The organism is Curtobacterium sp. MCLR17_039 (assembly GCF_003234745.1).
GTDB classification, from domain to species: Bacteria; Actinomycetota; Actinomycetes; order Actinomycetales; family Microbacteriaceae; genus Curtobacterium; species Curtobacterium flaccumfaciens.
Genome location: NZ_QKTF01000001.1, coordinates 334602 through 350410, shown reverse-complemented (window position 1 = coordinate 350410; position 15809 = coordinate 334602). Strand labels below are relative to the sequence as shown.

At 72.3% G+C, this 15809-nt stretch carries 21 protein-coding genes and 1 riboswitch; of the genes, 13 read left to right on the top strand and 8 right to left on the bottom strand.

Annotated elements, in window-relative coordinates:
• Position 1 precedes the first annotated feature (1 nt).
• A complete protein-coding gene (locus DEJ00_RS01700; protein WP_071247515.1) occupies positions 2-337 on the top strand; it encodes a hypothetical protein in 336 nt (111 codons plus the stop codon).
• A 221-nt stretch (positions 338-558) separates the two neighbouring features.
• Here the strand turns inward: DEJ00_RS01700 and DEJ00_RS18925 are convergent, their stop codons facing one another.
• Positions 559-1098, bottom strand: coding sequence for a DUF3800 domain-containing protein (locus DEJ00_RS18925; RefSeq protein ID WP_111056228.1), 540 nt, complete (start codon positions 1096-1098; stop codon positions 559-561).
• A gap of 83 nt (positions 1099-1181) precedes the next feature.
• Between DEJ00_RS18925 and DEJ00_RS01690 the strand changes: the two genes are divergently transcribed.
• The 3 genes from DEJ00_RS01690 to DEJ00_RS01680 are packed head-to-tail and all read left to right on the top strand — an operon-like array spanning position 1182 to position 2988.
• Positions 1182-1598, top strand: coding sequence for a VOC family protein (locus DEJ00_RS01690; protein WP_111056227.1), 417 nt, complete (start codon positions 1182-1184; stop codon positions 1596-1598).
• Between the two features lie 37 nt (positions 1599-1635).
• Positions 1636-2256, top strand: coding sequence for a DNA-3-methyladenine glycosylase I (locus DEJ00_RS01685; RefSeq protein ID WP_111056226.1), 621 nt, complete (start codon positions 1636-1638; stop codon positions 2254-2256).
• A 51-nt stretch (positions 2257-2307) separates the two neighbouring features.
• A complete protein-coding gene (locus DEJ00_RS01680; protein WP_111056225.1) occupies positions 2308-2988 on the top strand; it encodes a DJ-1/PfpI family protein in 681 nt (226 codons plus the stop codon).
• A gap of 330 nt (positions 2989-3318) precedes the next feature.
• On the opposite strand, the gene DEJ00_RS01675 is transcribed toward DEJ00_RS01680, so the two are convergent.
• The gene (locus DEJ00_RS01675) at positions 3319-3789 is read right to left on the bottom strand and encodes a GNAT family N-acetyltransferase (RefSeq protein WP_111056224.1); all 471 of its coding nucleotides are present in this window, start codon (positions 3787-3789) and stop codon (positions 3319-3321) included.
• The gene (locus DEJ00_RS01670) at positions 3786-4595 is read right to left on the bottom strand and encodes a LysR family transcriptional regulator substrate-binding protein (RefSeq protein WP_181440058.1); all 810 of its coding nucleotides are present in this window, start codon (positions 4593-4595) and stop codon (positions 3786-3788) included. The genes DEJ00_RS01675 and DEJ00_RS01670 overlap by 4 nt, the downstream gene beginning before the upstream one ends.
• Positions 4596-4628: 33 nt before the next feature.
• Between DEJ00_RS01670 and DEJ00_RS01665 the strand changes: the two genes are divergently transcribed.
• Positions 4629-5018, top strand: a complete 390-nt coding sequence (locus tag DEJ00_RS01665) for a DUF5997 family protein (protein ID WP_017888549.1) — start codon at positions 4629-4631, stop codon at positions 5016-5018.
• A 40-nt stretch (positions 5019-5058) separates the two neighbouring features.
• The gene (locus DEJ00_RS01660) at positions 5059-5565 is read left to right on the top strand and encodes a hypothetical protein (RefSeq protein WP_017888550.1); all 507 of its coding nucleotides are present in this window, start codon (positions 5059-5061) and stop codon (positions 5563-5565) included.
• 50 nt (positions 5566-5615) lie between these two features.
• Here DEJ00_RS01660 and DEJ00_RS01655 read toward each other — a convergent pair whose 3' ends face one another.
• Positions 5616-6062: a phage holin family protein gene (locus tag DEJ00_RS01655; RefSeq protein ID WP_035808831.1), complete on the bottom strand. Its 447-nt coding sequence runs from the start codon at positions 6060-6062 to the stop codon at positions 5616-5618.
• A gap of 174 nt (positions 6063-6236) precedes the next feature.
• Positions 6237-7712 (bottom strand): MFS transporter, encoded by a 1476-nt coding sequence (locus DEJ00_RS01650; protein WP_111056222.1) that lies wholly within the window; start codon positions 7710-7712, stop codon positions 6237-6239.
• A 119-nt stretch (positions 7713-7831) separates the two neighbouring features.
• Between DEJ00_RS01650 and DEJ00_RS01645 the strand changes: the two genes are divergently transcribed.
• The gene (locus DEJ00_RS01645; protein WP_027466311.1) at positions 7832-8398 is read left to right on the top strand and encodes a TetR/AcrR family transcriptional regulator; all 567 of its coding nucleotides are present in this window, start codon (positions 7832-7834) and stop codon (positions 8396-8398) included.
• Positions 8399-8407: 9 nt separating this feature from the next.
• Positions 8408-8935 carry an Lrp/AsnC family transcriptional regulator gene (locus DEJ00_RS01640; protein ID WP_027466312.1) on the top strand — a complete coding sequence of 176 codons (528 nt, stop codon included), beginning with the start codon at positions 8408-8410 and terminating at the stop codon, positions 8933-8935.
• Between the two features lie 16 nt (positions 8936-8951).
• Here DEJ00_RS01640 and DEJ00_RS01635 read toward each other — a convergent pair whose 3' ends face one another.
• Positions 8952-9383, bottom strand: coding sequence for a GNAT family N-acetyltransferase (locus DEJ00_RS01635; RefSeq protein WP_111056221.1), 432 nt, complete (start codon positions 9381-9383; stop codon positions 8952-8954).
• A 111-nt stretch (positions 9384-9494) separates the two neighbouring features.
• Between DEJ00_RS01635 and DEJ00_RS01630 the strand changes: the two genes are divergently transcribed.
• The 5 genes from DEJ00_RS01630 (at position 9495) to ribH (ending at position 14781) form a co-directional block, all read left to right on the top strand.
• The gene (locus DEJ00_RS01630; protein ID WP_111056220.1) at positions 9495-10787 is read left to right on the top strand and encodes a hypothetical protein; all 1293 of its coding nucleotides are present in this window, start codon (positions 9495-9497) and stop codon (positions 10785-10787) included.
• An 87-nt stretch (positions 10788-10874) separates the two neighbouring features.
• Positions 10875-12605, top strand: a complete 1731-nt coding sequence (locus tag DEJ00_RS18395) for a hypothetical protein (RefSeq protein WP_181440057.1) — start codon at positions 10875-10877, stop codon at positions 12603-12605.
• Between the two features lie 128 nt (positions 12606-12733).
• Positions 12734-12868: riboswitch (FMN riboswitch) on the top strand.
• A gap of 94 nt (positions 12869-12962) precedes the next feature.
• Positions 12963-13616 carry a riboflavin synthase gene (locus DEJ00_RS01615; RefSeq protein ID WP_071247477.1) on the top strand — a complete coding sequence of 218 codons (654 nt, stop codon included), beginning with the start codon at positions 12963-12965 and terminating at the stop codon, positions 13614-13616.
• On the top strand, positions 13616-14305 hold the full coding sequence (gene ribB, locus DEJ00_RS01610) for a 3,4-dihydroxy-2-butanone-4-phosphate synthase (RefSeq protein ID WP_111056219.1): 690 nt from the start codon (positions 13616-13618) through the stop codon (positions 14303-14305). Before DEJ00_RS01615 ends, ribB begins: the two co-directional genes overlap by 1 nt.
• Positions 14302-14781 (top strand): 6,7-dimethyl-8-ribityllumazine synthase, encoded by a 480-nt coding sequence (gene ribH, locus DEJ00_RS01605; protein WP_027466317.1) that lies wholly within the window; start codon positions 14302-14304, stop codon positions 14779-14781. The genes ribB and ribH overlap by 4 nt, the downstream gene beginning before the upstream one ends.
• A gap of 108 nt (positions 14782-14889) precedes the next feature.
• On the opposite strand, the gene DEJ00_RS18390 is transcribed toward ribH, so the two are convergent.
• Both DEJ00_RS18390 and DEJ00_RS01600 read right to left on the bottom strand, forming a co-directional pair.
• A complete protein-coding gene (locus DEJ00_RS18390) occupies positions 14890-15060 on the bottom strand; it encodes a hypothetical protein (RefSeq protein WP_017888559.1) in 171 nt (56 codons plus the stop codon).
• 66 nt (positions 15061-15126) lie between these two features.
• Positions 15127-15675: a TetR/AcrR family transcriptional regulator gene (locus tag DEJ00_RS01600; RefSeq protein ID WP_027466318.1), complete on the bottom strand. Its 549-nt coding sequence runs from the start codon at positions 15673-15675 to the stop codon at positions 15127-15129.
• Between the last annotated feature and the right edge of the window lie 134 nt (positions 15676-15809).

The window sequence follows — 15809 nt, the reverse complement described above, 5'->3', positions numbered from 1 at the left end:
CATGAGTGACACCACCACCCCCGGCGCGATGACCGAGGAGCAGAAGGCAGCCCTCGTCCGTTCCACCCGCCGACTCGACCTGCGCCGCATCCTCGGCGGCCTGTTCGTGCTCTACGGCGTGATCACGACCATCGTCGGGATCGTGCACTGGAACACCGACCCCGAGAAGACCGGCGGGATCCACATCAACCTGTGGGTCGGGATCTCGCTGCTCATCGGCGGCGGCCTGTTCTTCCTCTGGGACCGCCTGAACCCGGTGCCCGCCGAGGACATCATCGGCCAGGCCGAGGCCGAGTCGCACCAGCGTGCCGCGGGCGAGGGACGCGAGCTGGCCTGAGGCCGCTCGGGTCGGGCGTCCCCGGCCTGACACGGAACGACGAAGTCGCTGTCGGAGGACAGCGACTTCGTCGTTTCCGGCCTGGGCTGCGCACGCCTTGACCGGAGCCGAGCACGGCGGGTAGCATTGATATGTCGATCGGGTGCTGCTCGGTCGAAAGTGATCCTCGGATGTCCTGCAGCCAGCGCGGGCCCGAGGATTTGCGCTTTCGGGGGCGTGCGTCAGGAAACCAGGATCGGGCTCGTCAGTCCGTGATCCCCGGCGAGGCCGGCAACATGAGCCCCGCAGGCGATGTCGGCCAACGCGAGGAGCGGCTCTTCGGACGGGTTGAGGTGCTCGAACCGCACTCCATGACCGACTCCACGATCGCGGAGCGCATAGAACATCGCCCGGTCATCCTTGTCCCGGGCGGGTCCGCGCGTCTCGAGGACCATGTGGCCGACCTTCCGCAGCTCGAGTTCGTGCACGAGGCGTTCGATACACCGTCTTCGCCGACGTTCCGTCCGTGCCACGGCGCCGTCGTACCGGACCACGATGACGGTCACCGCACGCCGGAGGAGATCGAGCCACGAGATGCGCTGAGCTGGCGGTGCCTCGTACCAGTGCAGCTTCCGCATGCGCCGAGGGGTCGCCCGTCGAACCGCCTCGCGAGCTTCTTCCTCGCCGTTGATCCGCATGATCACCGCGGCGAGGACGTACGCGGTGTGGTCCCGCCCACCACCCGGTTCTGACTCGTCCACGTAGGCCCGCCACGCCAGCATATTGTGTACCGGTTGGTTCCCCCACGAAACGGTTGCGCGCTGCTCCAGGTGGGTCCAGGTTGAGCGTGACGAAAGGAACCGCCATGGACACGATGGTCTTCATCAACCTGCCCGTCACGGACCTCGAGCGCTCGAAGGCGTTCTACGAGGCACTCGGGTACTCCATCAACCCGGCCTTCAGCGACGACACCGCGGCGTGCGTGGTGGTGTCCGAGTCGATCTCCGTGATGATCCTGACGACGGCGAAGTTCGCCGAGTTCACCGACAAGACGATCGCCGACGCCGACACGATCGAGGTCATCAACTCGCTCAGCGCCCCGTCGAAGGAGGACGTCCACCGCATCGTCGACGCCGCGGTCGCTGCCGGCGGCACCGAGGACCGGCCGGAGATGGACCTCGGCTTCATGTACCAGCGGAGCTTCACCGACCCGGACGGACACCGCTGGGAGTACGTGTGGATGGACGAGCAGGCGACGCAGGACGGCCCGCCCGCCGAGTGAGCCAGGCGCTGTCGGCGGCGCCCGCCAGGATGGACGCATGAGCACCGAGCCCGTCGACGCCCCGTCCGTGCCCGACCTCGTCACCGGCGACGACGGCCTCGCCCGGCCGGTCTGGGCGTCGTCGGACGCTCTCCTGCGCGAGTACTACGACACCGAGTGGGGCATGCCCGTCCGCGACGAACGCGGGGTGTTCGAGCGGCTGTCGCTCGAGGCGTTCCAGTCCGGCCTGTCGTGGCGCACGATCCTCGCGAAACGACCGGCGTTCCGTACCGCCTTCGCCGACTTCGACGCCGACACCGTCGCGGCCTTCGGCGAGGACGACGTCGCACGGTTGATGGCCGACGCCGGGATCGTCCGGAACCGCGCGAAGATCCTCGCGACGATCACCAACGCGAACGCCACGATCGCCCTGCGGCAGGACGGTGGGCTCGCCGACTTCGTGTGGTCGTTCCGGCCGACGACCACGCCCGAGCCGCGGTCCGCCGCCGAGGTCCCGACGAAGTCGGACGAATCCCTCGCCCTGTCGAAGGCGCTGCGGAAGCGCGGCTTCGCCTTCGTCGGACCGACGACGATGTACGCCCTGATGGAAGCGCTCGGCATCGTCGACACCCATCTGATGGGCAGCCACCGGCGAGGGACCTCCGGCGTCTGGAGCTGACGGGCAAGCCAGCGAGAACGGGAACGGGAACGCCGGGACTATGGTCACGACATGGCCGACGACATCCGGATCGCGTTCCTGCTGTTCCCGCACCTGACCCAGCTCGACCTGACCGGTCCGGCGCAGGTCCTCAGCCGCGTGCCCGGCGCACGCGTCGAGTACGTGGCGGCGACGCTCGACCCGGTGCCGAGCGACTGCGGCCTGTCACTCGTCCCGACGACCACGATGAGCGAAGCCCGAGCGGCGGACGTGCTCGTGGTGCCCGGTGGTGACGGTGCCTTCGACGCGATGCTCGACCCGGACGTCGTGGCCTTCGTGCGGCGCCAGGCCGAGCACGCGACGTGGATCACCTCGGTGTGCACCGGCGCCTTCGTGCTCGGCGCCGCCGGGCTGCTCGCCGGCAGACGCGCGACGACCCACTGGGCCTCGAAGCCGATGCTCGAGGCCTTCGGAGCGCAGCCGGTGGACGCCCGGATCGCCCGGGACGGCGCCGTCGTCACCGCCGCTGGCGTGAGCGCGGGCATCGACATGGCGCTGTGGCTCGCGGCCGAGCTCGCCGGACAGTCCGCGGCCGAGGCGATCCAGTTGCAGATCGAGTACGACCCGCAACCGCCGTTCGACCACGGATCGGCCGAGCGTGCAGACGCCGTCGTCGTCACCCGGGCCCGCGCAGCAGCCGAGGAATCGCGCGGCGCGAGGGTGACCCGCGCCGCCGCAGCCGTCCTGCGCTGACACGGACCTTCGGACGGTCACGAATCCCCGCTGGCCTCCGCCGAGTGGTCACGACACGTCGATCCGGGCGGGGCCAGTCGACACTTCGTGACCGCCCGGGGCCATGCACGCGGGGTGTTGTGACCGGGCGGTGACCCGAGCCGCTGGCCTCCGCCGAGTGGTCACGACACGTCGATCCGGGCGCGGCCAGTCGACACTTCGTGACCGCCCGGGGCCATGCACGCGGGGTGTTGTGACCGGGCGGTGACCCGAGCAGCCGCAGCGGCTGCCGCAGCCGCAGCCGCAGCCGCAGCGGCAGCCGCAGCCGCCGCAGCCGCGCGGCCGCGCGGGCTAGACCAGCGGCTTCCGCATCTGCGCCGACGTCACCTGGTACCCGAGCGCCGCGTAGAGCTCCTGCGCCCCGGTGTTGTAGCCGAACACGTTCAGCCCGATGCTCGTCGCACCGTTGTCGGCGGCGGCGCGGTGCCCGAGTTCGAGTGCCCGCCGGGCGTGCCCGCGGCGCCGGTGTGCCGCGTCGATCTCGACGTTGAACACCCACCAATCGGTGCTGCCCGGAGTGAGCGGTCCGATCCACAGGTACCCGATGACGGTGTCGTCCTGGTCGGTGACGTCCCACACGAGGTGCCCGTCGGCGGCAGACCCGCCCGGGAACCAACGGTCCCGCGACTGCTGTTCGTTCGCCTCGGCCTGCTCGCGGGTCTCGCCCGCCTGCATCCGTGACTCGACGTACTCGGCCATCGTGCGCCGGAGCCAGGCCGGGAGGCGCGTGGCCGGCATCAGCGCCAGCCGCGTGTCCGTCATCGGTTGCCCTTGGAGCCGCGGCTCGGCTTGCCGCGCATCTTGCCGCGACCGGGCGTGGGCCCCTTGCCGGTGTTCGACTTCTTGCCGCTGCCGGACTTCCCGCTGCCGGGCGACTTGGCTTTGGCCTTGCCGCCGGCGGAGCCGCCCTTGGAGCCCGGCGCGCCCGACCCGCCCGACCCACCGGACGCACCCTTGGCAGCCGACCCGGCCTTGGCGCCGCCACGAGCCGGACGCGAGCCGTCGTCGTCGTCGCGATCCGTGCCTCCCGGCTGGCGTGAACTGTTGGCGGTCCGCCCGCGCACCACGCCGATGAACTCCTCGGTGGTCTCGGTGGCGTCCTCGTCCCGCCAGACCAGCGCGATGCGCGTGCCCTCGGCGTTCATGAGCGGACGACCCACCAGGTCCTTGCGGCTGGCGGCGCGGAACAGCGACTGGGGGAGCACGACGACGCCGACGTTCGCCTCGACCAGGTCGAGCGATCCGTCGATGTCGGCCGGAACCGGGCCGGCGTCGATCACGTGGACCTCGGCGTCGGCGAGGTCGACCTCGGCGAGTTCGGCGAGGGGGGAGTCCTTGGGCATCGCGACGACGGCCGTCTCGGTCCAGAGCGGGATGGCGTTGTGCTGCTCGGACACGGGCATGCGTGCGAAGACCATGTCGGCCTCGCCCGCCAGCGTGTCGTCGACGTCGTCGGCGCCGATCGGCCGCAGCCGGAGCTCGACGGAGGGGAAGCGTTCCCGCCAGACACGGGCCCACTTTGCGGGGGAGACCCCCGGCACGAAGGCGATGGTGAGAGCCGCGGTCATGCAGACGAGCATAGGGGCCGTACCCTTGTCCTCATGGCGCAGGAACAGACCATGAAGCCCGAGACGGCTGCGAAGAAGCTCGGCATCTTGCTGACGGCCGCTCCGGAGTCCTTCCAGAGCGCTCCCCTCACGCGGACCGCCTTCGACGAGCTCCGGACCGAACCCCCGACCTGGCTCGAGGACCTCCGACGCGACGGCCCGCACCCGCGACCCGTCGTGGCGCAGAAGCTCGGGATCTCCATCTCCGGCCTGAGCCGTGCGGGGATCGACGACGCACTGACGACGGCGGACATCAAGACGCTGCTCGAGCAGAAGCCCGAGTGGCTCGTCCGTGAGCGTGCGACGCAGGCCGCCGTGCACGCCGAGAACGCCCGCGTGAAGCAGGAGCGCGCCGCCAAGGCCGCTGCCCGCGCCGAGGACTGACCCCACCCCGCACCACTCCGCCGCACCGAGGACGCCCCACGTGCACGAGACCGTCGCCGACGCCATGCTCGTCGTGCCGCAGTTCGCGTCGGTGTGCTGCATCGTCGGTGACCGCTACCGACCGCGCCCGGGCGTGATCGTGCCGGCGGGCGTGATGCTCGTCGCGATGCTCATGCCCGTCGTCGACGCCGGTGCGGTGTGGACCCTGTTCGCCGCGACCCTCCTGCTCCTGCTCGCGCCGTTGCCCGTGATGCGTCGCCGCCGCGCCGACGGTCGCCGCGCGGAGCCGATGGACGTCCACCGCGCGCTCTCCGCCGTCGTGATGGCCGGGATGCTGCTGATGGGCCACGCCTCGGGCGTCGCAGGCGACCACGCCGGGCACGGCATCGCCCTGTCCGCGGTGCTCGGCGCCGGCGTGATCGGCTACTGCGCGTTCAGCGGCTGGCTGCTCCGGTACGAGTGGGGCCGTGAGGACCGGCGGGCCGTCCGCAGCGGCGAGGTCTTCGCGATGACCGTCGCCGTGGTCGGCATGACCCTGGCGATGTAGCGGAGCCCGCGCCGGCGGTCGCGGCCCCCGCAGCCGGTCCGTCGAGTCCGTCAGTCGCGCGCGGCGCCGTCCGCCCGGGCATCCGCGTGCGTCACCCGCTGCTTCGCCGCCTGGATCGTGTCCTTCGGCACCGGCGGCACACCCCGCCGGATCCCGCGCAGGCCGACGACGAACAGGACAGCGGTCACGATCGCGAACACGACGAACGTGATCCCGGTCGCCGCCCACAGCGGCAGCGCCAGGGCGAGCAGCGCCACCGCGAAGCCGGCAAGTGCGACCAGGGTGGTCACGGCGAACCCGACGGCCACCCCGGTGAGCACCAGCCCGGTCTTCGCACCGCTCGCGCGCTCGCCGATCTCGCGCCGCGCCGAGGCGACCTCGTCGCGGACGGCCCGCAGCACCGGCTCGAGGGCCTTCTGCACGAGTCCGGCGGTCACCGTGTCGCGGAACGACGGCCGTCCGGGAGCGGTGGTGTCGTCGTGGTCGGTGCTGCTCATGGGGTCTCCTGTCCGGGCGCGGCGGTCCGCGTCCCCTGACGGGACGCGACTGGTCCGATGATCGTCACGCCGGCTCGTATGCGCCCGGTGCGTTCCCAGGTTGTGCGACGGACGGGAGGCCCGCCCCGCGTCGACGACGCTGGACGGGCCTCCCGGGTGGTCGGGACCAGGGCCCTACTCGGTGACCTCCTCGAGGTCGTCGATCCCACGGGCGGCGGCTGCTGCGCGGCGGGCGCGCATCGACGGCGCGGCGAGCGCGGCGAGCATGGCCACGACCGCCACGCCGGTGCACGCCCAGAACCCGATGGTGAACGCGTCGTCGGTCGGCAGTCCCTGCGGCGTGCTGTGCGAGGTGATCAGCGCTGCGATGACGGCGGTGCCGACGCTCGAGCCGATGGTGCGGACGACCGTGTTGGCGCTGATGGCCTCACCGGTCTGGTTCGCGGGGACGCTCTCGATGATCGCGTTCGAGCAGGCGGCGAGGGCCATGCCGATGCCGATGCCGGTCAGGACGCCTGAGGCCACCACCTGCCACAGCTCGGCGTGTGCGATCGCGGGCAGCACGAACGCGGCGACGATGGCGAACCCGCCGATGAGCATCGGCGGCTTCGGGCCGACCTTGCGCACCAGGATGCCCGCGATGGGCCCGGCGACGACCATCATCACGACGGTCGGCAGCAGGAAGAGACCGGCCTGGGTGACGTCCTTGCCGAAGCCGTAGCCGAGCGCCGTCGGGAGCTGCAGGAGCGTCGGCACGAGGACGAAGGTGCCGAACATCGCGAACCCGAAGACGAGTGCGACGACGTGGGCGGTCCAGACCCCGCGCACGGCGAAGAGCCGGACGTCGATGAGCGGCTCGGCGACCCGGAGCTCGACCAGGACGAACACGACCAGTGCGACGGCGCCGAGGACCAGCAGGCCGATGGTCTTGCCGTCGCCCCAGCCCCAGGTCTCGCCCTCGCTGACGGCGAGCAGGATCGCGACGAGCGACACCGCCAGGACGAACGTGCCGGCCATGTCCAGGCGGCCGGGCTTCCGCACCGGGGATTCCGGCATGCCGAAGACGGCGCCGAGCAGTGCGATGACGACGAGCACGGCGGGGAGCCAGAACAGCCAGTGCCAGGACAGGTGCTCGACGATGGGTCCGGCGGCGACGATGCCGACACCGGCACCGATGCCGAAGATCGCGGACAGCAGGCCGATGGTGACGCTGACCTTCTCCTTCGGCAGCTCGTCACGCACGATGCCGATCGACAGCGGCATCACGGCTCCGGCGGCACCCTGCAGCGCGCGCCCGACGATCAGGACGCCGAGGTTCGGTGCGAGGGCGGCGAGCACGGCGCCGACGAGCAGGATCGACAGCACCACGATCAGGACCTTGCGCTTGCCGATCATGTCGCCGAGGCGACCGAGGATCGGCGTGAGCACCGACGCGGAGAGCAGGTAGGCGGTGAGCACCCAGCTCGTCGCACTGGTGGAGGCACCGAGGTCCTGCCCGATGGTCGACAGTGCCGGGGCGACGAGCGACTGCAGGACGGCGAAGGACAGGCCGCCGAGGGACAGGTAGACGATGATCGCCGTGCTGTTCGGCCGGCGTCCGTCGGTGGTGGGGTGCGAGCCGGTCCGTGGGCTCTGCATGGTGTCGGTCATCGTGCTCCGTGTCGTCGTGGTCGTCGATGTAAACAATTGCTGACATGACGAGCGTACGCGCTCGGGTGAGCATGTCAACGCTTGCTTACATCCCTGTGAGGACCGATAGGCTGCGCTCCATGAGCAAGGACGCCGCGGCCACCCGACTCCTGCTCGTGCAGGCCGCCCGGCGTCGGTTCGCCTTCGACGGGTACCGCGGAACGACGGTGCGCGACATCGCCGGGGACGCCGGGGTGAACGTCGCCCTCATCAACCGGTACTTCGGCTCGAAGGAGGGGCTCTTTCGCGCCTGCCTCGACCGGGTCGTCCGCGACCTGGGGGCCGAGGAGACGAGCCAGCAGGGCCTCGAACGGGCGCTGACCGGCATCATCACGCACATCGTGCGCGCCCCGACCGACGACGACTCCCTGCAGCTCATGCTCCTGCTCCGGTCCTCCGGCGACGACGGTGCCGATGCCATCCGCCGGGAGACGCTGCGCCGGTACGCCGAACGGCTCGCGGGCACGGTCGGCGGCGCGGGGTCCGAGGAGCTGCTCGTCCGTGCCGAGATCGCGCTGGCGGTGGTGCTCGGGATGTCGATGCTCCGTCAGTCCACCGCGGTGGAACCGCTGGCATCCGCCGACGACGCCGTCGTGTCGGCCGCGCTCGAGGACGCCCTCCGCGCCCTGCTCGCACCGCCGCGGTAGCGTCGAGCCGTGTCCGACCGTCCCGCACGTCGCCCCGACCCCGCTCCGCGCCTCGACGAGGTCGACGAGCGCATCCTCTGGACCCTGTCGGCCGACGCCCGGATCCCGAACAACCGGCTCGCTGCCGCCGTCGGCATCGCGCCGTCGACCTGCCTGGCACGGGTCCGCGCGCTCGAGGACGCCGGGGTGATCCGCGGCTACCGGGCCGAGGTGGACGTCGCCCGGCTCGGGTTCTCGATCGAGGCGATGGTGTCCGTCCGGGTGCACGCCGCGGCCCGCCACGAACTGCGGGACTTCGCCAAGCGCCTGCTGCGGGTGCCCGTCGTGCAGGACGTGTCGTTCCTGGCGGGGGACAAGGACTTCCTCGTGCACATCGCGTGCGAGTCGACCGAGCAGCTCCGCGACTTCGTCGCCGACGAACTCAGCGGCGACCCCTCGGTGGCGACGACGCAGACGAACATCGTGTTCGAACGCCTCGTCGCCGACCGGGCCACCCAGGGCCGCTCGTTCGACGAACTGCGGCGCTGGCGGGCCTGACGCGCGGAAGCCCGGATCAGCGCTTCCGGGTCATCGGGATGTGCGGGATGCGGTCCTCCAGGTACTCGTCCCCCGAGCGCACGAAGCCGAAGTGGCCGTACCACTGCTCCAGGTGCGACTGGGCACCGAGGGCGATGCTCGGCGAGCGGGACTCGGCGATCGCGGCTTCCATGAGCTGCGCGCCGAGTCCCTGGCCGCGGGCGTGCTTCGCGGTGGCGACCCGGCCGATGCGCTCGGTGCCGTCGGGCTCTCGGAGCAGGCGGAGCGTCGCGTCCACCGAACCGTTGCCGGCCCAGAACTGCACGGTGCCCGGCTCGAGGTCACGGCCGTCGATGTCGCCGTACGCGGCCTCCTGCTCGACGACGAAGACGTCCTGGCGGAGCCGCAGGATCTCGTGCAGCGTGACGATGTCCAGGTTGCGGGTCGGAGCGTTGAAGATCGAGACCACGGACGGCCCTTCCTGAGAATTTCTTCCGAAACAGGGTGTGTTCCGGACCGGATCGGCGTACATTGCCGGTCAACCACTCTACGTGCGCAGCCGAGATCAGGAGGTGAGCGCATGGACCACCCGTTGCGCGCACCCTGGCGCGCCGCACTCCGCATCGTCCTGCTGGGCGTCGGGACCCTCGCCGCCCTCGTGCTGCTGTCCCTGCTGCTCGGCGCGCGACCGGCCTCCGCCGCGACGACCTCGGCCGTCCCGACCGAGCAGCGTGGCCTCGTCGGCAGCGTCGTGGACGGCGTCGGTGGCACCGTGCAGGGCGTGACCGGCGAGGTCGGCAAGGTCGTCGGCGGCGTGACGGCTCCCGTCCGAAAGGCCGTGGCACCCGCACCCGCACCTGCTCCTGCTGCGCCCGCTCCGGCCCCCGCGCCCGCTCCGGCCCCCGCACCCGCTCCGGTGCTCGCGGCGCCCGCACCTGCCCCGGCTCCCGCCGCGCCGTCGAGCCCCGCTCCGGCCGCGACCACCCCGGCTGCCGCGCCCACCACGACCGCCCCCGCGGCCGGCGCGGCCACGCGCCCGGTGCGACAGGTCGTCGACCAGGTGACCAGTGCCTCCCGGCCGGTCACCGACACCGTCGCGAACGTCCTGCGCCCCGTCACCGGCACCGTGGAACGCATCACCGACACGCGCCCCGTGACCGCCGTCGTCGACACCGTCGACGACGTGGTCGGCAGCGTCCCGGTGGTCGGCACGGTCCTCGGCGACGACACCCTCGGCACCGTCACCGGCCCGGTCACGGGCCTCGTCGACGACACGCTCGGCTCGGTCGGCACGACCGTGGGCACCGTCCCCGACGTGGTCGAGAGCGTCGTCCCGTCCGTCGGGGGCACCCTGCCAGGAGGCACGGCCCCCGTCGTCGACGTCCCCGCGCTCCCGGTGGGCGGCGGCTCGAACCCGTCCGCCGGGCCCGGCCCGTCGGTGCCGGTCGCGAACGCACCCGTCCGGCCCGGAACGGTCCCCGCGCAGGGCACCTCGGCGCCCGCACGCGCCGTCGCCGCCGATGCCCTGGGCTACCGCTCTGCCGGGCTCCGCCCGTCGGAGCCGGTCGCCGCAGTCGCCACGACGGCCACGGTCGGCCCGCTCGTCGCGGCCGTCGAGGCGCAGGACGCGACCCTCGGTGGGCGCGCGCTGCTCGTCCCCGCGGACGGCGAGGGCCACGGGCTCCCGTTCGACGGAGCCGACGCCGGTGTGCTCGGCGGCAGTGCCTCCTCGACCTCCGGCGGCGCAGCAGCCGTCGGCATCGTCGGCTCGACCGACGACATCGTCTCCCTCGCCGCGGGGTCTCGCGGCACGCTCGCCGACGACGCGGTCCCCGCATCCGTCGTCGGCGAGCACGACGTCGCCCCTGACTGAGATCGGTGCGCCTGTCCGCCACGGCAGGCACGCACACATCCCGGCTGCGTCCGCGGTCGGTGACGATCTCGATCAGGGAGTACGACCATGAACAAGTACGTCTCCAGAGGGCTCTGGTTCGCCCTCTTCGTCGGCGGGCTCACGCTCGGCGGCACGGCTGCGGCGAACGCGGCCACGACATCCGGTGCCGACGGCATCGTCTCGGGCACCCAGGTGGCCCCCGCCGTGGACGCCCCGGTGTCCCTCGGCGGCAACGCGATCGCCGTGCTCGGCGACGCAGTGTCGACGGCGAGCGGGTCCACGCCCGCCGCTCCGGCTCCGGCCACGACCGCTCCTGCCCCCAGCACCTCGGGCGAGGACGGCACGCTCTCGGGCACCCAGGTGGTGCCGGACGTCGCGGCACCGGTGACGGTCGGTGGCAACGCCGTTGCCGTCGCCGGTGACGCCGTCTCGGCCGCCGCACCCGCGGCAGCTCCGGCGCCTGCAGCACCGGCTCCGGCTCCGGCTCCTGCCGCTCCGGCGCCTGCAGCACCGGCTCCGGCTCCGGCTCCGGCGCCTGCCGCGCCTGCCGCTCCTGCCGCTCCGGCTCCGAGCACCTCGGGCGAGGACGGCACGGCTTCCGGCACCCAGGTCGCCCCGACCGTGACCGTCCCCGTGACGGTGGCCGGCAACGGGATCGGCGTCCTCGGCGACGGCACCTCGACGTCGACCGCCCCGGCGGCGACCACTCCGGCGCCGGCTGCCGAAGCACCGTCGGCACCCAGCACCTCGGGCACCGACGGACTGCTCTCCGGCACCCAGGTGACCGGCCTGGTCGACGTCCCGGTGACGATCGGTGGCAACGGCATCGGCGTCCTCGGTGACGGGACCTCGACGGGCACGACGCCTGCCGCGGGCACGGGTACCGGGACTGCTCCGGTGGCCGGTGGTTCGACCTCGGGTTCGGACGGCACGGCGTCGGGCACGCAGGTGTCCCCGGTGGTCTCGATCCCGGTCACGGTGGCGGACAACGGCATCGGACTGCTCGGGACGGGCACCTCGACGGGCACGACGCCTGCCGCGGGCACGGGTACCGGGACCGCTCCGGCGGCCGGTGGTTCGACCTCGGGTTCGGACGGCACGGCCTCGGGCACGCAGGTGTCCCCGGTCGTCGACGTCCCGGTGACGATCGGTGGCAACGGCATCGGCGTCCTCGGCGACGGCACGAGCACCGGCGGCACGACGGCTCCGGCCACCGGCACCACGACCCCGACGACCGGCGGTTCGACCACCGGCAACGGCGGCCTGCTCTCCGGCACCCAGGTCACCCCGGTGATCAGCCTGCCGATCACCATCGGCGGCAACGGGATCGGCATCGTCGGTGACGGCACCAGCACCACTCCCGGCACCGGCACCGACCCCGGTACGGACCCGGGCACGGACCCCGGTACGGACCCGGGCACGGACCCCGGTACGGACCCCGGTACGGACCCGGGCACCGACCCGGGCACGGACCCGGGCACGGGCCCGGGAACCGTCCCCACCGACGGGACGGGCACCGACACCGGCACCACGCCCGGCACGGCGACCATCCCGGTCGGCGTGGTCGGCGTCGTCGAGCCGACCCGGGCCTCCACGGCGGGTGTGGTGACCACCACGACCGCTGCCACCGGCGGGGCCCGGGCGAGCGCCGCGACCGTCGCGGCTGCCGCCACGGCCGGTGACGGCCAGCCGGAGCTCGCCTACACGGGAGCCGGCTCGCCGGTCCTGCCGGCTGGGTTCGCGCTCCTGCTGCTCCTCGCCGGAGCGGGCACGCTCATGCTCCGTCGCCGGCACTGACCGGCGGGTGACCGAGGGGCGTCACACCGTGGCGCCCCTCGTCACCATGCCCGGGGGAGACGCCCGGTTACGACGGCGCTGACACCGTGGCGCGGCCGTCAGCGGCCTGGGGTATCGTTCCGACTACGCAAGCGCTCCGGGGTCGGTGTAATTCCGAGCCGGTGGTGACAGTCCACGAACTGATGACGGGTGCGAACCCGACAGAGGTTGACCCGGTGGGATTCCGGGACCGACGGTGAAAGTCCGGATGGGAGGCGCGCTGGGCGGACAGGACGACCCCACGACCCGTGGGGTGCGACCCGTCCGTCGATGCCGACGATCGTCGAACGCCCCCGGAGTCCCGTTGAGAGGACACCAGTGTTCACCGGCATCATCGAGGAACTCGGCACCGTCACCGCCGTCGAGCAGCAGGGCGACTCCGTCGCGCTCACCGTGCACGGCCCCGTCGTCGTGCAGGACGCCCGGCACGGCGACTCGATCGCGACGAGTGGTGTCTGCCTGACCGTCGTCGAGCAGACCCCCGAGACCTTCACCGCCTTCGTCATGAAGCAGACCCTCGACATGAGCGCCCACGGCGCACTCCGTGTGGGGGACCGCCTGAACCTCGAGCGCGCCGCCTCGGTGGGCGACCGCCTGGGCGGGCACATCGTGCAGGGTCACATCGACGGCACCGCCACCGTGCTCGAGACGGCCGACGGTGACGGCTGGCGGCGCGTGCGGTTCTCACTCGCGCCGGCGCTCAGCCCGCTCGTGGTCGACAAGGGCTCGATCGCGCTCGACGGCGTCTCCCTCACGGTCAGCGCGGTCTCGCCCGAGGACACCGCGCCCGACGCGGCCTGGTTCGAGGTGAGCCTGATCCCCGAGACGCTCGAGGCGACGACGCTCGGGCTCCGCGTGCCCGGTGACCGGGTGAACGTCGAGACCGACGTCCTGGCCCGGCACGTCCGCCGCATGCTGCGGCTCGACGCCGCGGCGCAGTCGCTCGAGACCGTCGGATCGGAGGCCCGGTGATGGTCGCCGAGGTCGGTGCCGCCCCGCAGACACTCGGGTTGTCGAGCATCGAGACCGCGATCGCGTCGATCGCGGCCGGTCGCCCGGTGATCGTCGTCGACGACGAGGACCGCGAGAACGAGGGCGACGTCATCCTGTCCGCCGAGCTCGCCTCGCCGGAGTGGATCGCGTGGACCGTGGCGCACTCGTCCGGGTTCATCTGCGCGCCGGTCAGCACCGAGATCGCCGACGCCCTCGACCTGCCGCCGATGGTGGCGCACAACGAGGACGTCCGCGGCACGGCCTACACGGTCACCGTCGACGCCGCCGTCGGCGTGACCACGGGCATCAGCGCCCACGACCGCGCCCGCACCCTGCGGGTCCTCGCCGACCCGGCCTCGGTGCGCGACGACCTGCACCGCCCCGGACACGTGGTGCCCCTGCGTGCACGACCGGGCGGGGTCCGCGAGCGCGCCGGGCACACCGAAGCAGCGATCGAGCTCGTCACCGCGGCCGGACTCCGGCCCGCTGCGGCGATCTGCGAGATCGTCGACGAGGACGGCAGCATGATGCGGCTGCCGGCGCTCGTCGGACTCGGGGCACGCGAGGGCGTGCCCGTCATCACCATCGCCGCGCTCGCCGAGTGGCTGGACGCGGCAGACCGGGCGGCGGCAGCGACCGCAGCGCCCACGGAAGGAACGACACGATGAGCGGAGCAGGCGCGGCGGACCGCGACCAGGTCGACGGCACCGGGATCCGGGTGGCCATCATCGCCGGACAGTGGCACGACACGATCGCGGCGGGCCTGCTGGCCGGGGCGCAGCGCGAGGTCGAGCGGCTCGGGGCGACGGCCGACGTCATCCCCGTCCCCGGCAGCTTCGAGCTGCCCGTGGTCGCGAAGACCGCGCTCGAGGCCGGTTTCGACGCGGCGGTCGCGCTCGGCGTGATCATCCGCGGTGGCACCCCGCACTTCGAGTACGTGTCGGGCGCGGCGACGAGCGGCCTGACGCAGGTCGCGATCGACACCGGCAAGCCCGTCGGGTTCGGTGTGCTCACGCTGGACGACGAGCAGCAGGGACTCGACCGCGCCGGGCTGCCCGACTCCAAGGAGGACAAGGGTGCCGAGGCCGCACACGCGGCGATCAGCACCGCGGTGACGCTGCGGTCCCTGCGCGTCCTGGTCTGAGGCGCCGGACACCCCACACAGAACGGCCCCGCACCGGTGAGGTGCGGGGCCGTTCTGTGCTTGCTGGTTAGTGCTTGCTGATCAGCGTTGCTGGTCTGTGCTTGCTGGTCAGCGCTTGCCGAACACGTGGATCGGCAGGAAGAAGGAGAGGCTCATCAGGAGCACGCCGGCCATGAAGACGAAGGCCTGGCCCGACTCCACCTGGAAGGCGAACCCGAACAGGTACATCGACACCAGCAGCAGCAGGATCGAGAAAACAGCGGCGATGACGCGGCCCACGGGATACCTCCGGGTGTCGACGAGTGGATCGTTCCCCAGTCTATCCCCAGCCGGAGGTGTGCCGGTTCACGCTCCCGGTCGCGTCGCGATCAGACGGTCGACGACGGTGAGCAGGGTCTCCATGTCGACGCTGCCCCGCTTCGGTCGCACCTCGCTCGCGGCACCGAGTGAGGCCTGGTGGTACAGCCCGTCGCCGAGGAGCTTGACGGCCTGCGCGGTCGGCTCGTCGCCGAGGGCGTCGACGAGGGTCGCGAGCCAAGCGTTCTCGGTGTCGTCGAGGGTCCGTCCGGCCTCTTCGTAACCGGCCTGCTGCAGGCGGCTCGCGGCGAGCAGGGCGAGGTCCAGCTCGCTGCCGACGAACAGGCAGTTGCGGACGAAGTAGCGCGCGGCGCCGTCCTCGGCCTCCTGCATGCGCTCGACGTCGATCGCGGACAGGTCCGACAGCCGTTCGCAGAGCCCCTCGACCAGGGCGGCCTTGGAGCCGAAGTGGTAGAGCAGCCCGCCCTTCGAGACACCGGCGCGCGCGGCGACGGCGTCGAGCGTGGCGGGACGCTCACCTTCCTCGCACACGATGGCGACGAAGCTGTCGAGGACACGGTCGCGGGCACTGGCCATGCCGAGAGTCTAGGAGCAGTTCCGGGGGGCGCGGACGCCAGCTCCTCCATGGTGACCGTGAACGCTCACGAAATGCCGCGGCACCGTTGCTCATCGTTCCGGCACCGGCTAGCGTCGAGCCGACCGTGAAGGTT